Source organism: Zooshikella ganghwensis DSM 15267 (assembly GCF_000428585.1).
Lineage (GTDB): Bacteria > Pseudomonadota > Gammaproteobacteria > Pseudomonadales > Zooshikellaceae > Zooshikella > Zooshikella ganghwensis.
The window spans coordinates 13,464-29,308 of record NZ_AUAF01000053.1 but is presented as its reverse complement, the minus strand read 5'-3'; the positions used below and the strand labels follow the sequence as shown (position 1 = coordinate 29,308).

Sequence of the window (15,845 nt, the reverse complement as noted above, 5' to 3'; positions counted from 1 at the left end):
CGCGAAAATACCGCCAGATATGTGTATCTTCATCTAGCCCAAAAAACTCGCCGATGAGCTCCATTGCAATCACTTCAGGATCAGAAAGGGAAGGCATAGTCCCTCGTTCACGTAATCGCTGGCCTTTAAGTAAATCATTAAAGGTATCATCAACCCAGCAATAAACTGCTATGATAAACTCTTCTACTGACATCCCCTGTCCCTTTGAATTTGTTTCGGCAAAACAAAGGTTGGGGTCAGGGGTTGTCATTTCAAACTAATAAAAGTCGAGCATCGCGTTATATTTTATAATACCTAATGACTGATTATGATTTTTGAGTGATATTTATAGTTTTATCTGAATATATAAATTATATGCTGTCTGTTTGGCTACACATTACGTGTAAAGAATCTATACTTTTTCTTTGTAGGCATATTTACCTGGATTTATTTATGAAGTTTATAAGTTGTTTAGTATTTATTGTCTGTACAGGTACTACAAGTGTTGTTTATGGAGCATCAAGTAATGATGCATTGCAGTTAGCCAAGCAGCTGTACGACCGACCTGATGGTAAGGATCGCGCCAGTTTTGGTTATATGGTGTTGACTGAAGCAGGCCATAAGCCACGTGTGAGAGCGTTGTACTCATATGGTAAAGATAAAAGTTATTATGATATATGGTCATTAATTCGCTTCACCTCACCAAAAGATATTGAAGGGACAGGGCTATTAACACGGGATGAAAAAAGTGCAGATAGTCAACAGTGGGTGTTTTTACCTGCCTTAAAGCGTGTGCGTAAAATTGCTTCAAGCCGAAAAGGGGGACGTTTTGTCGGTTCCGATTTGTTTTATGAAGATTTACAAAATCGTATTTATACAAAAGATCAACATAAAATATTAGGTGAAGAAGTTATTAATAAGCTACCCACGACAATTTTAGAAAGTATACCTAAAAATGCTCGTGACTCAGTTTATAGTAAACGTCTCAGCTGGATTCACCGGCCTTCACTTACTGCACTTCGCATTGACTATTATCAAGGCGGAAGCCAGCCGATAAAGCGGCTTACAGTTAATAAGTTAGCCAAGAAGCAAGGATATTGGACAGTCATGGAGTCTGTCGTTAAAGATTTAAAAACAGGTCATAGCACAGTGATGCGTATAAAGCATATTGCGTATGACCAGAATTTACCTGATTCTTTATTTACCACTCAAACGTTGGAAGATCCTGCCAAGGAAGTTGCTTTTAGACCATCATCGATAACAAAAAAATAATGTTTTATGTTGTTAACCACCACATGCCGAATACTGTTAGGTTGCACTGTTTTTGGGGCTGGGGGGATGCTTTGGGCAGAAGCTACATTACCGCCTTATCGCGTCTTTTTGACAGAAAGTGAAGCCCTAAGTGAAGTTGAAAAGTCGCGCAACCTTGGAGTGAGAACTAACATCACCACTCAGCGTATGAAACGGGTGCAAACTCAGTTATTTATTGGGCCTTATTACAATAAACGTAGTGCTCGTCGTCATGCTGAAAAACTACAACACCAAGGCATGCCCGCTATAGTGACACTTGATTTTTCATCGAGTCAGTTTTTAATTCGAGTTGGTGTTTATAGTGATCAGCAACGTTTGTCTGCCTATACTTCACAGTTGCATCGGTTAGGTTATTCCAATCAAGTTCAACAACAAAAGTCGTATTTTCAAACTTTATATGTCGTAACTTTGCATTCTCCCAAGCAAAAAACCGCTACTACTGAAATTGTGGATAATAACGAGCCATCACCCATTAATGAAGTAGTATTGGCTTCAGAGGAGATGGTAGATGATACGCTTGAAGTGATTTCGTCTCCAACATCAGATGAAATAATAGTAACCCATTCAGCCCCCAAGGAAGAGGGTGAGAGGGAATTAATTGTTTCCTCTAAGGAGGAGGCTGTTACTTTGGATGAAGATGATGAGCAGATAATTATTGTTGAGCAGTCAGCTGACTCAGCATTAACAGCTGATAGTAGTCATGAAGAGGAAATAATTATTGAAAGCGACGAGGAGCTAACGGTTAGTTCAGAGGAGGAATTGAGTGAGTCGATCATTGTCGATGAAGAAAGCGAGGAAATCATAGTTGCTGCTGAGCTTGGCCCTGCTGCTGATGAAGCTATTGTTGTCGCTGATAGTGATATGGAAATAGTCATTGATCAGGAGACATTAGCTGATTTAGATGTTGGTACACCAAGTGCGTTTGATCCAAGTTTAAAACTTGATGTCTCTGGTGGACGTTTACCACGCTCAAAATCATTATCAGATTATTATTTTTACAGTTTGGCGCTGGCAACCCTTCAATATCAATGGTCAAACCAGTGGGAAGTTAAAACAGGGCTACGGCTTGATGCCAGTAAGCAGGAAGATATCTCGCGCTCTGATTTTTCATTGGATTACGCTGAAAACTACATTCGCTACAGAACGGATCACTATCGGTTAACGTTGGGTTCACAAATTGTTCTGTGGGGCATTGCTGATGAAGTTGCACCCACTGATCAAGTGAGTGTGCAAGATTTAACGCAAGGCATAGTGCCACGCTGGCAGGATCGCCACCGGGCTTACCCCATGATACGTTGGGAGTACTTTAGGGGAGATAGTAAATGGGATGTACTATGGATGCCTTGGTTTCGACCGGCAGAGATTCCAGATGATGAACATATTTGGGCGGTAGCAAACAAAGCTCGGGGTACACTCTTTGGCTTTGCCCCTAATCCTGTGCAACAAGTGCTTGTTCAAGAAGGGCATATTCATCGGGAAAAATCGGGCTCTGGTGGAGCGGGTATGCGCTTTAGCCAAAAAGCGGAAGGTTTTGATTACTCTCTTACAGCACAGCGTATTCGCCGTTCCTTTCCTTATTATCAACTTAGTGAGCCGGTGAGGCAGTCACTGTTAATAAACCCCTTTGATCCTTACTCTGCCATAGCGCAAAGTGATGATACCTGGTTGGAAATACACCCCTATACCTGGATTGTTGGTGGAGACCTTGCGTTTATTTATAAAGACATTACCTGGCGTTTTGAAGGAGCTTATTCATCTGATCGACCTGCTACTGAAGTTGATTTAAGCGTAAATAATTATCCGAGTTACGATTGGGTGTTTAGTGGAGAGTTTTATCCAGGTGATGGCGATGATCGGTTGAACTTGCAGTTGGTTGGTAGTTATTTAGATACCGATGATAAGCTTATTGATCGTAAACGTTTATATTATCTTAATGGCCAATATGAAGGCTTATATGCCAATAACCGTTGGCGCTGGCGTATGCGATTTAACCATGGACTTAATCTGCATGATGACTTTATTTCATCAGAAATTGCCTTTTTAGGCTGGGAACCTCATGAGTTTTATTGGGCAGCCCATCTGTTTGATGGTAGCCCACGCAGTTACGGTGGATATTATAAGAATAACACCATAATTAACTTTGGCTGGCGGGGTGAGTTCTGATGAGTGTGCGTCGTTGGGCGCAGCTTAGTTTTTTGTTATTGGTGTTATTTAATCTTGTCCCTCCATTATTTCTCCTCAAACTTGCTGTTAATAATGCGCCAGAACAGTATTTGCCTGCTAGTCAGCCGAGTGTCCAATTTAGTCGGCAACTTCGGGAAAACTTTCCCGAAGATCAGGTAATGGTGGTGTTATTTGAGGGAAAACAGCTTGCCTCTGATGCGTTTATTAAGGCGCTGGAGACGGTAGTCAATAAAGTTAAAGCGCATCCTTTAGTAGATAGGGTTATTTCTGTTACCTCTGTGGATCATATTGCAGGTACCGCCGATGGGTTTGAAGTACTGCCTTTAATGGATTCACAGCGACTGTTGTCAGTGCCACATGACCAAAGAATGCCATATATGTTGGCAGATCCGTTTGCGCACAACGCTTTGGTGTCTGAATCGATGGATGCTTTAGCGATGATTGTCAGGCCAATCAGGCTAGAAGATACTCGGCAACGTATTGAAGTGATGGATATCGTTCAGCAAGCACTTTCGGAATATCCCATCCTTATGGCGGCTAAGCAGTCGATTGCTGGGCCTGTTCCTCTGGAGGTTTATCAATTACGCTCAATGCTGCGGGATACAACACTATTTGTACCTATTACTATGGGGTTAGGATTACTCTTAATTTACTTATTATTTCGGCGCTGGCTTGCGGTTGTCATTGCAGCCTTAGTGATGGGAGCTGTTGTAAATTTCACATTACTTTTATTTTTAATCTTTCAATACCCTTATACACTAATTGCAAGTATGGTTCCTTCACTGCTTTCGGCATTGATGATCGCAGTACTCATGCACTTTTTTAATGGATTGCGTATTGCTGCAGGCTATGGTTATGTTGGACAGCAGCGTGTACGACAGGCGTTACATGAAATTCGAAAACCTGCTCTTTTCACCGTGATTACGACAGCAGCAGGTTTGTCTTCTTTAGGCTTAAGTCCTATCCCGCCGATTACATTCTTTGGAATTTTTGCAGCAATTGGTCTGGTTTGGGGCTTTATTATTGTTATTTTTATATTGCCTCCCATTTTTGAGGCTTATGATACTGATGACTGGCCTTCGCGGCACGGTCTGATGCGTGTTTTACGCCGACTGGTTATGGGGACTGCGAGGCTTTCAATTCGTCGAGCAGGATGGGTGATAGCAACATTTATTGTCTTGATGGCTTTGGGGATTCCTTTTTTATGGGATGTGAAGGTTGAAACTAATTTATTAAAGTTTTTTGCCAAAGATCATCCTATCACTATGGCAACGGAACAGGTTGAAAACAAACTGTCCGGTGTAACACCTTTAGAAGTGGTTTTCGATGGAGAACAGCGTGATGCAATAAAGAAAGTAGCTTTTTTACAACAGTTGGCGACTGTTCAAGAAACCATTGAAGCATTGCCTGAAGTTGATAAGGCTCAGTCAGTCGTTGATTTTGTACAACAAATGCATTGGGGCTTTAATGAAGAAAAGCCAGAATTCTTAGTCATTCCAGATTCACAAGCGCTGATCAATCAGTATTTACTTTTATATGATGGTAATGACTTATATGAAATTGTGAACCGAGAGTTTGACCGTACCCGTGTGTTGCTGAACTTGAATGTTCATAGCTCAGGGGATATTCGTCATGTGGTTAATAAGGTCGCTGAGATTGTCCAGCAGAATATGTCTGATGAGTATCAGTGGACCATTAATGGCTACGGAAAGCTGTTTGAAGATCAGGAGGTGCTGTTAATAGAAGGACAGCTTTATAGCTTAATTGGTGCACTGCTACTGATTATGTTAATGATGGCTATATTATGGAAAACCTGGTATGCGACAGGTCTAACCTTATTACTGAATGCTACACCAGCACTGGTCATGTTTATTGTTATGGGGATGACGCAGTTATGGTTGGATATGGCGACAGCAATGATTGCCAGTGTTGTCGTTGGGATTGCAGTAGATGATACGATACACCTATATTATGGCTATCAGCGTCGTCGTCAGGCAGGGATTGGCAAGATCTTAGCGATTTATCGAAGCTATCAATACTCAGGTAGTGCCGTTATGGTCACAACCATTATTTTGAGCTTTCAATTTCTAGTACTAACGTTCTCTTACTTCCAGCCAACAGTTCATTTTGGTTTTTTGACGGCAGTTGGTCTAATCACTGCGTTATTTTTTGACCTACTGCTCATGCCTGCATTTCTTATTATGACAGAATACACTAAACACTGGCGTTGAAGTTGTTTACGACTATAGTTATTTAGTGTTCCTTCTTAGCTAATGTGTTTTATCGCATGAAATTTTAGTGAATATGCATTAATTCACGGATTTCGGCGTGCATAATAATCAGTTTTGAATACAATGTGTTCACCTTGTCCCACTGGTATGGAGCTTAACTCAATGGTCAAGGATGTAAAAGCAGCGGTTTTTTTATCTGTGCTAGCGGTTGCTGGCTGCGCATCCCATGATTATCCACCGTTACCGACATCAGCCGTACAAATTCCTGTTACGACTGATCCGGCCAGTTATAACTATCGTATTGGCCCTGGCGACCAACTGGATATTTTTGTTTGGCGTAACCCTGACTTGTCTACTGAAGTCCAAGTCAGGCCTGATGGAAAAATAACAACCCCTCTGGTTGAAGATATTTCAGTAAGTGGTAAAACCCCTGCTTCAGTTGCTCGAGAGCTGGAACAGGAATTATCAAAATATATTCGTGATCCAATAGTCACTATTCTGGTTAAGGGATTTGTTGGCCCTTATAGTGAACAAGTGCGTATTGTTGGCGAAGCTTCTTCACCTCAAGCCATTGCTTATCGTGAAAAAATGACGCTTCTGGACGTTATGATTGCGGTGGGTGGTCTTACTGAGTTTGCTGATGGTGATAAAGCGACATTAATTCGAGTCGTTGATGGTAAGCATCAGCAGTACAACATTAAGCTGGAAAAGTTGATTAAAGATGGAGAGATCGCGGCTAATGCAGATGTATTACCTGGTGACGTTATCATCATCCCTGAAGCAATCTTTTGATAAAGCGTAAGACAGGAAGTCAGCTATGCAAGACATAATTGGTTTGGTTATCTTTTATCTCAGGGAAGTATGGTTACGACGATGGATTGTTTTGCTTATAGCGGCCGTAATTTGTGTTATAGGCTGGGCAGCTGTGTTTATGTTGCCAGATCAGTATCGGGCAACAGCAAGGTTTTATGTTGATACACAAACCTTGTTAAAACCTTTATTACGAGGTTTGACTGTTCAAACGAATATGGATAATCAGGTCAACTTGATGGTGAGGACGCTACTTAGTCGCCCTAATATCAAAAAGATTGCTGAAATGGCTGACCTGGACTTTGATCTGGACGAGACAAATCCTGAAGCGCTAGATTCATTAGTTGATCGATTGCGTAAAGAAATAGAAATTAAAGGATCGCAACGAGAGAATGTTTACTCCATAGAGTATCAGAGTTCAGACCCCGCTTCCGCTAAGCGAGTTGTTCAGGCTGTTCTGGATGTGTTGAAAGAAGGCTCATTAGGTGAAACACGTGAAGAGTCTATAAAAGCGCAAAAATTCATCGATCAGCAAATTCGTGAGTATGAGCAGCGCTTGGTTCAGGGGGAAAACCGTCTTAAAGAATTTAAGCGAAAGTATGCAGGTATGATGCCTTCATCTGAAGGTGACTACTTTCAGCGCTTGGAAGCGGCGAAATCGCAATATGAGTCGGCCAAGCTTGAACTGGAAGAAATGAAAAATAAATTGGACTCTTTGCAGAAGCAATTAAAAGGTGAAGAGCCTGGTTTTGGAATGGGAGGTAACAACCGAGCAGTTGGGCTGGCATCAAGTTACGATGCACGCATTGATAACTTAGAAACACAGCTTGATAACTTGTTGTTGAAGTATACAGCACAGCACCCTGATGTAGTTGCGGCTCGTGAGCAATTAGCCATGCTGAAAAGTAAGCGTGCTAGTGAGATCGCGGCACTTAAACAGAAGAATGCAGGCTCTGATACTCCCTTAGAGGGTAACCGTGTTTATCAGCAGTTAAAAATTCAAGTATCTGAGTTAGAAGCAGATGTGTCTGCCAAGCAAGTACGAGTTGACTCTTACAAAGAAAAGGTAGATGAGTTAAGTAAGCTGGTAAATACAATACCTGAAATTGAAGCTGAGTTGATAGCACTCAACAGAGACTATCAGGTAACAAAACGCAAGTATGAAGATTTGTTATCGCGTCGTGAGTCTGCTCAGATCTCACGAAAAGCATCACAGTCTACAGATGATGTCCAGTTTAAAGAAATAGATCCTCCTCACGTTCCTGCAGAGCCATCAGGTCCTAACAGACCTCTGCTGTCTTCTGCTATTTTTGTGCTTGCTTTGGGGCTGAGTGCAGGGTTTACCATTTTTATTGCCATGCTTGGGCCAACATTCACCAATAAGAAAATATTGGCTGATGTTACTGGGTTACCAGTACTGGGTAGTGTGACCTACTTGGTAAGTGAAGGTGAGCAACGTGTTTATCGTACACAAACCGTTATGTATATGGGATTGTGGGCGGCACTTGTTGCAAGCTTTGTGCTTGTACTGGTTATACAAATGAACATCTTGTCTAGTTAAGGGCGGATGGTATGGACACCATACAGAAAGCGTTAGAAAAACATCAGCAAAAGTTTCAAGAAGAGTATAGTGATACGCTAAAACAAGAGGGTGATGCGAGCGATCAGCAGCGTGACCCTTTTGATAACACTACTGAGGGTGATCCCTCAATAAAAAAAACGACGTATAAAGAAATTGAAATTTCTTTTGACCATCTGGCATTGCAAGGTTACATTTTGCCAAACGAAGACCGGTCTTTAATTAAAGAGCAATTTCGACAAATCAAGCGTCCGTTGCTTAATAAAGCATTTGGTCGGGAAGATGAACAAATTAAAAATGGTAATCTTATTATGGTTACCAGTAGTTCTCCCGCTGAAGGTAAAACATTCAATGCAATTAATTTGGCTTTAAGTATCGCATTAGAACGGGACCGAAATGTTGTCTTAGTTGATGCCGATGTTATAAACCCATCATTTAATCAAGCACTGAGTGTAACCACGGATGTTGGATTGTTAGACTATCTTAATAATGAAGTTAATGATGTTGCCGATATTCTTTATAAAACGAATATTGAAAATTTAAATATCATTCCTGCAGGGACTGCTCACCATTTAACAAATGAATTACTGGCTAGTGACAGTATGTCAAACTTGATGTCTGAAATGGCCAGCCGCTATTCTGATCGGGTGATAATCCTCGATGCGCCTCCTTTACTTCATACGACAGAAGCTCCTATCTTAGCAACTTTAGCCGGGCAAATTGTGATGGTGGTTAAAGAAGGAGTAACAAAACAACAGACTGTGAAGGATGCACTTTCACTTTTAGATCCATCAATGAATATAGGGCTAGTTCTTAATAAAAGTAGGCAGAAACAAGATGGGAATTATTATGGGTACTACGGAACATAAGTCCCATAACCTAGTCCGTTATAGATGTGTTTTTACAGTTTCTCTGGTTGTTACGCTCTCTACTTCAATGTCTGTATTTGGTGCGCAGTGGACTATTCAGCCTGCTGTAACTGTTCAGGATACTTATTCAGACAATATCAATTTATCCAATGATAATGAGGAGAGTGATCAAGTCTTGGAAATAAGGCCGTCTGTGCGGGTTGTTGGTGATGGCAGTCGACTAAAACTTAATTTTGATTATGCATTACAAAGTTTACATTACTTAGAAAATACCAACTCAGATGAAACACGACATCAGATGTCTGGTTTTTTACAGTCTGAGTTGTTAGAGAATCATTTATTTTTCGATGCGCGTAGTTCAATTTCTCAACAGTTAAAAAATGAAAGTCGTGGTGGTTCAAGTGATAATATCAGTGGCTCAAGCAATATTGATGATGTTTACACTTATGAGTTAAGCCCTTATTGGGTTCAGCGTATAGGCAGTGTTGCTCAGGCTCAGCTTCGATATACATTTAATTCAGTTGAATATGATGATTCAGGGGATACAAGCAGCTCAAGTGATAGTACGCAGAATAGTATTTCTGCTGTTATTGCCAGTCAGCCGTCACAAAAGCGCACTTTCTGGTCTTTGAATTATGATTACTCAAAGACTGACTACAAAACTGAAAATGATACAGAGTTAACAAGTTATTCAGGCACTCTGGGTTATCGGTGGTCACGAAAGTTTAGTAGCTATTTAACACTGGGTTATGAAAGCCAGGATAATGATATTGAGAGCGTTCGTCATGATACGGATGGAACCTTCTGGATACTTGGTGGTGATTGGCAACCCAGTGCACTGACCTCTATTTCAGCCTCATTTGGTGAGCGCTATTATGGGGACACTTACGGCTTCAGGGCTAGCCACAGACGAAAACGCTCGCTTTTTGTACTTAGTTACAATGAGTCTCAACAAAGCACTCGAGACCAGGTATTGCTTGATGAGGGTGTTTTCATTTGTAAACAGGGAACGCGTGATGCCAGTGATTGTCGTGAGCGTAATCCTGGCGAACAACCTGGTCCTGATGAAGAAGTTCGAGACCTTGCACAAAACCCAGTATCTTCTCTGACAGATGATTACTTTATCAACAAGGTTGGACGACTAGACTGGATTTATACGCGAGGTAAAAGTCAGATTACGCTTGGTGGTTATCAGCAGCGACGGCAGTATCAAAGTCGGGACATAGATGAAGATACCAAAGGCGTAAATTTTGACTGGCAGTGGACATTAAATAGGCGAACAACAGCCAATTTTGGTGTTGACTGGTCTGAGTCTCATTTTGACACTGATGACTCAGATAATGATACCATTGGCGCATCCATTGGATTGCATAGGCGACTAAGCCGTGATCTTGATGGTTCAATTCGATTTTCTTCAACTCGTCGGTCAAGCAATATTGATGAGAATGAGTATACGGAAAATCGTATAAGCGTGAGTGTTAGGAAAACATTCTAAATTGGCAGCACGATGTACGAATCATTTTATAATTTATCAGGGAAGCCTTTCCAGTTAAGCCCAGACCCTCGGTTCTTTTTTAGTAGCCGAGGGCACAGTCGGGCAATGTCTTATTTGCGTTATGGATTAGGTCAGGGAGAAGGCTTCATTATTATTACCGGGGATATTGGTACGGGTAAAACCACACTGATTCGCAATTTATTTTCTGAGCTTGATCAAAGCCGAATAATTGCCGCCAATATTGTCACTACCACACTTGAAGCTGATGACCTGCTAAAGATGATCTCATCAGCCTTCAACTTACCTTATGAAGGTATGAGTAAGGCTGCTCTTTTACGACAGTTTGAAGACTTTTTACGGGAATGTGGACGTTTAGGTAAAAGGGTTTTACTTGTTGTCGATGAAGCGCAGAATTTACCTAAGTCTTCGGTTGAAGAGCTGCGGATGCTCTCCAACTTTCAAGTAAACAATCAACCTTTATTGCAAAGTTTTTTATTGGGGCAGCAGGAGTTTCGTAAAACCATACAGTCACCTGGTATGGAACAATTACGGCAGCGCGTTATTGCCTCTTGCCACTTAAGTGGCTTAGACGAAAAAGAAACAGAAGCTTATATTCTTCATCGTTTGAAGTATGTGGGTTGGGATAATGACCCTGTGCTTCCTGAAGAAAGCTTCCATGAAATTTTCCAGGCAACCAATGGTGTTCCTCGAAGAATCAATGTGTTTTGTGATCGACTATTGTTGTTTGGATATCTTGAAGAGTTGCATGAGTTATCCCCTGATATTGTTAAATCGGTTGCTGAAGAAATGCAGCAGGATATTACGCCAGATGAGCATGATCAGGAGACGGTAAAACAAATACAGCAGGAGGCGCATGGTTTACTGCAGGCAACCGGTCAAATATTGCAATCAGCACCTGCTGATTTACAGGCAGGCCGTCCCATGCGTATGCCAACAATCTCGGATAATAATATTCAAAATATTCGTTATACCATTGAATCGTTGGAAATCGCTATAGCCAGCCGGTTAAACACGTTAAAACAATTAGTTAATAATCTCGAAAAATAAATTTATGGTAACTCAACAGTCAGCTAAAACCCTTATCTGTGTGGTTGGGGCTAGACCCAACTTTATGAAAATTGCCCCTGTCATTCGTGCTTTGCGGGAACATAGCCATTCATTGAATGTAGTGCTTATTCATACTGGACAACACTATGATGAGGCTATGAAAGCACAGTTCTTTAAGCAGTTAGGTATTCCAGAGCCCGATAAAGACCTGGAAGTAGGTGCTGGTACTCAGACAGAGCAAACTGCGGAAATCATGAAGCGCTTTGAGCGAGAAGTTGATGAGTACCAACCGGTTGCAGTGCTTGTGGTTGGTGATGTTACTTCAACCTTGGCTACCGCGTTGGTTGCAGCGAAAAAGCATATTCCTGTTATTCATGTTGAAGCTGGTTTGCGCAGTCGTGACCGACAAATGCCTGAAGAAATTAATCGAGTATTAACAGATCAGTTATCAGATCGGCTTTATATTACAGAGCGTAGTGCAGAGCAAAACCTGCAGGCAGAAGGTATTTCATCTGATCGGGTAGTTTTTGTGGGTAATGTGATGATAGATACATTGCATCATAATCTTCCTCATGCGGTGAAACCTCAGCAGACAATTCCTGGTGCGCAGTGGTCTATTATTGAACAAGCAGCTGGTAAGTTTTGCTTATTGACTTTGCACCGTCCTTCAAATGTAGACCACCCTGAAATATTAGAGAAATTGTTAGATGCTTTAGGGGCAATTGCACAACAAATTCCTGTCGTATTTCCAGTACACCCTCGAACAAAAGGCAAAATAGAGGCATTTGGCTTTACAGAAAAACTAAAACTTCCTGGCATTATTTGTTTAGAGCCTTTGGGGTATTTACAAATGTTGGGCATGATGGCCCATGCCAAATTGGTAATGACTGACTCAGGAGGTGTGCAGGAAGAAACGACAGCGCTGGGTGTGCCTTGTATCACATTGAGGGAAAATACAGAACGTCCAATTACTATCACAGAAGGTAGTAATACCATTGTGGGAAGGGATACTGAAAAGCTTAAGCAGTTAGTGAGTGAAATACTCGATTCTGGTGGTAAACAAGGCAGAATTCCTGAGTACTGGGATGGTAAAGCTGCTGAGCGCATTGCAGCAGACTTAATTGATTGGTTGATGTGATCACTTAACTCACTGACAGGTAGTAACTAACTATGAGCCAGCCAACAACGGTTGATGATCCCAACAAGCAGAGTGGGAATATCACCAACGCAATGTCTGTTGATGTTGAAGATTATTTTCAGGTCGCGGCATTTGAGAACAATATCAAGCGAGAGGATTGGGACTCACTACCTGTCAGAGTTGAGCATAATACCCAGCGGATTTTAGCATTGTTTGCTGAGTATAATATTAAAGCAACATTTTTTACTTTAGGGTGGGTGGCAGAGCGTTATCCTGGCTTGGTGAAAGATATTGTTGCTCAGGGACATGAGTTGGCAAGTCATGGGTATGGACATCAGCGGGCCACAACGCAAACTCCAGAAGTATTTAAAGAAGACATTTGTAAAGCTAAGCAGCTGTTAGAAGATATTTCGGGCGTTGAGATTAAAGGTTATCGTGCGCCAAGTTACTCTATTGATCATAGCAATCCTTGGGCTCATGATGAATTGTTAGCCGCGGGGCATAGTTATAGCTCCAGTGTTTATCCCGTTAAACATGACTTATATGGCATCCCTGACGCGCCACGTTTCCCTTATCGATGTGAAAATGGGTTACTAGAAATTCCCATTACGACCGTAAAAATTCGAAATAAAAATATTCCATTTGGTGGTGGTGGCTACTTTCGCTTTTTTCCCTACTGGCTTTCAAAGTGGGGCATTAACCGTGTCAACCAGCAGGATAAAGCACCAGCTATTTTTTATTTTCATCCCTGGGAAATAGATCCTGGTCAGCCAAGACAGGAAGGTATTAGTTTTAAAAGCAGGTTTCGTCATTATTTAAATCTTGAAACAATGGAAAAGAGGTTACGTTCACTGGTTCAAGATTTTAAATGGCATACGATGGAATCTGTATTTCTTCATCACTCAACAAACCCAAACCAGTAGGGAAAGGCCGTGAGTCAGGTTGTTGTTAAACCGCTTACCAATGCATCTATTAATGCATGGAATCATTATGTTGATCATGCCGAGCGCTCAACATTTTTTCATCGTGCTGAATGGAAAGAGGTATTAAAACAGGCTTTTGGGCATGATTCTCATTATTTGTATGCAGAGCGGGATGGTAGAATAACGGGTATTTTGCCTTTGGGGCAGGTAAAAAGCTGGCTGTTTGGTAATGCACTGATTTCAGTCCCTTTTTGTGTGTATGGTGGTGTGGTCGCTAATGATGAAGACAGTCGACAGGCTTTGCTCAAGGCTGCTTGCTCTCTCGCTCAAGAGTTGCAGGTTGATTATTTAGAGTTAAGAAATCTTTACCCAGAAACACTGCCAGAAAAATGGCAACGTAAAGAGCTGTATGTCACTTTTCGTAAACCGCTGTTAGCAACAGATGACGAAAACCTGAAAGCTATTCCTCGAAAACAGCGTGCCATGGTGAGGAAGGGTATTAAAGCAGGTTTATCAACGGTTATTGAAAAAGATACACATAATTTTTTCTATGCTTATTCCAGTAGTGTCAGGAATTTAGGAACTCCAGTATTCAATCAGCGCTATTTTGATATTTTATTACAGGCTTTTCCTGAACATGCGGATATTTTAACGGTTAAGAGTAATGATAAAGTTGTTGCTAGTGTCTTAAATTTTTATTTTAAGGACCAGGTTTTACCTTTTTACGGTGGTGGGACAGAACATGCAAGGCAGTGTGCGGGTAATGACTTTATGTACTGGGAATTAATGAGTCATGCATTAAAAAAAGGTGCAGCATTTTTTGACTTTGGGAGAAGCAAAAAAGACACAGGCGCATTTAGCTTTAAGAAAAACTGGGGATTTACTCCTGAGCCGCTTTATTATGATTATTTCTTAGTGAAAGCGGACCATTTGCCTAATATAAGTCCAAATAATCCAAAATATAAATTGTTTATTCAGCTTTGGTCTAAGTTACCTCTTAAGTTAAGCCAGCTGATTGGGCCAATGGTTTCTAAATATCTAGGATGATGCATGAAAAACCTGTTGTATTTGGTTCATCGTATACCTTTCCCTCCTAATAAAGGTGATAAGATTCGTTCTTATCACTTACTACGTTTTTTAGCAGAGCACTATAATGTTTATTTGGGAACATTTATTGATGATCCAAATGACACACAGTATATCGATACGGTTAAGCAATGGTGTAAAGCGCTAAATGTAGAAATATTGAATCCATCAGTTGCTAAGTTAAAGTCTTTAATGGGGATAGTTAAGGGACAACCTTTGACATTACCTTATTATACAAATACAAACATGCATCAATGGGTAAATCGTATAACTCAAGATCATGAGTTTGCAGGTTGTGTTATTTTTTCTTCATCAATGGCGCAGTATCTTGAGGGGCGTTTTCAGTCGTTGCCAACGGTCATTGATTTTGTTGATGTTGATTCAGACAAGTGGCGACAATATAGTCAGTCTAAGTCTGGCGTGATGGGATGGGTGTATCGCCGGGAAGCCGATTACTTGGAAAAATATGAACGTTATGTGGCTAACCAAGTAGAGGCTTCGGTGTTTGTTTCTGATAAGGAAGCTAACTTATTTAAAACACTGGCTCCCAATGCTCCAAATGTAGTGGGTATACCAAATGGGGTTGATTTTGACTTTTTTGATCCCTCAATCACATTGCCTTCGCCTTACACCCAAAATGGACCTGTAATAGCATTTACAGGTGCCATGGACTACTGGGCGAATGTCGATGCAGTTCGCTGGTTTTCAGATGAGGTATTTCCGCATTGCCGTGCTGCTCAGCCAGATGTGAAGTTCTATATCGTGGGTGGAAATCCTACCCAGGAAGTACAGGAGCTTGCAAAACAAGAGGGGATTACCGTCACTGGTCGAGTAGAAGATATCCGACCTTATATTTTACATGCCAATGTGATCGTTGCCCCTTTGCGTATTGCCAGGGGAATCCAAAATAAAGTATTGGAAGCGATGGCGTTGGGTAAATGGGTTATTGCCACGGAGCAAGCAATGGAAGGTATAGATGCTCCTGCAGAGCTGGCAACCACAACACCTTTGGATTCCACTTTATTTTATGAGGCTATACAAGCACGCTTAGCAATGTCTGCAATGGCACCTGCGGATGGCATTAGGCAGTGGACTCAGCAAAACTTTAGCTGGCAGACCAGTTTAATGCGCTTTCAAACACTATTAACGGGTAGTCCCTAAAGGAGTAATGT

The 15,845-nt window shown here is 41.3% G+C and carries 12 protein-coding genes and 1 pseudogene; 12 read left to right on the top strand and 1 reads right to left on the bottom strand.

Annotated features, from left to right (window positions below):
• Positions 1-193, bottom strand: a pseudogene (locus F607_RS29600) (IS982 family transposase); the annotation flags it as partial.
• Positions 194-432: 239 nt separating this feature from the next.
• Here F607_RS29600 and F607_RS0113010 point away from each other — a divergent pair.
• The 12 genes from F607_RS0113010 (at position 433) to F607_RS0112955 (ending at position 15,834) form a co-directional block, all read left to right on the top strand.
• A complete protein-coding gene (locus tag F607_RS0113010) occupies positions 433-1,251 on the top strand; it encodes an outer membrane lipoprotein-sorting protein (protein ID WP_038291263.1) in 819 nt (272 codons plus the stop codon).
• Between the two features lie 6 nt (positions 1,252-1,257).
• Positions 1,258-3,453, top strand: a complete 2,196-nt coding sequence (locus tag F607_RS0113005; RefSeq protein WP_157365463.1) for an SPOR domain-containing protein — start codon at positions 1,258-1,260, stop codon at positions 3,451-3,453.
• A complete protein-coding gene (locus F607_RS0113000) occupies positions 3,453-5,705 on the top strand; it encodes an efflux RND transporter permease subunit (protein WP_038291262.1) in 2,253 nt (750 codons plus the stop codon). Before F607_RS0113005 ends, F607_RS0113000 begins: the two co-directional genes overlap by 1 nt.
• Before the next feature lie 162 nt (positions 5,706-5,867).
• The gene (locus F607_RS0112995; RefSeq protein ID WP_027708432.1) at positions 5,868-6,497 is read left to right on the top strand and encodes an XrtA/PEP-CTERM system exopolysaccharide export protein; all 630 of its coding nucleotides are present in this window, start codon (positions 5,868-5,870) and stop codon (positions 6,495-6,497) included.
• Positions 6,498-6,522: 25 nt separating this feature from the next.
• The gene (locus tag F607_RS29595) at positions 6,523-8,076 is read left to right on the top strand and encodes an XrtA system polysaccharide chain length determinant (protein ID WP_051311449.1); all 1,554 of its coding nucleotides are present in this window, start codon (positions 6,523-6,525) and stop codon (positions 8,074-8,076) included.
• An 11-nt stretch (positions 8,077-8,087) separates the two neighbouring features.
• Positions 8,088-8,963 carry an XrtA-associated tyrosine autokinase gene (locus F607_RS0112985; RefSeq protein WP_027708431.1) on the top strand — a complete coding sequence of 292 codons (876 nt, stop codon included), beginning with the start codon at positions 8,088-8,090 and terminating at the stop codon, positions 8,961-8,963.
• Positions 8,944-10,458 (top strand): TIGR03016 family PEP-CTERM system-associated outer membrane protein, encoded by a 1,515-nt coding sequence (locus F607_RS0112980; protein ID WP_169719797.1) that lies wholly within the window; start codon positions 8,944-8,946, stop codon positions 10,456-10,458. Before F607_RS0112985 ends, F607_RS0112980 begins: the two co-directional genes overlap by 20 nt.
• 12 nt (positions 10,459-10,470) lie before the next feature.
• Entirely contained in the window at positions 10,471-11,526 is a 1,056-nt protein-coding gene (locus F607_RS29590) for an XrtA/PEP-CTERM system-associated ATPase (RefSeq protein ID WP_038291261.1), read from the top strand.
• 4 nt (positions 11,527-11,530) lie between these two features.
• Positions 11,531-12,664 (top strand): non-hydrolyzing UDP-N-acetylglucosamine 2-epimerase, encoded by a 1,134-nt coding sequence (gene wecB, locus F607_RS0112970; RefSeq protein WP_027708429.1) that lies wholly within the window; start codon positions 11,531-11,533, stop codon positions 12,662-12,664.
• Between the two features lie 32 nt (positions 12,665-12,696).
• Positions 12,697-13,587 (top strand): XrtA system polysaccharide deacetylase, encoded by an 891-nt coding sequence (locus F607_RS0112965; protein WP_051311448.1) that lies wholly within the window; start codon positions 12,697-12,699, stop codon positions 13,585-13,587.
• Positions 13,588-13,596: 9 nt separating this feature from the next.
• Entirely contained in the window at positions 13,597-14,634 is a 1,038-nt protein-coding gene (locus F607_RS0112960) for a FemAB family XrtA/PEP-CTERM system-associated protein (protein WP_027708427.1), read from the top strand.
• A 3-nt stretch (positions 14,635-14,637) separates the two neighbouring features.
• Positions 14,638-15,834, top strand: a complete 1,197-nt coding sequence (locus tag F607_RS0112955) for a TIGR03087 family PEP-CTERM/XrtA system glycosyltransferase (protein WP_027708426.1) — start codon at positions 14,638-14,640, stop codon at positions 15,832-15,834.
• Positions 15,835-15,845 lie beyond the last annotated feature (11 nt).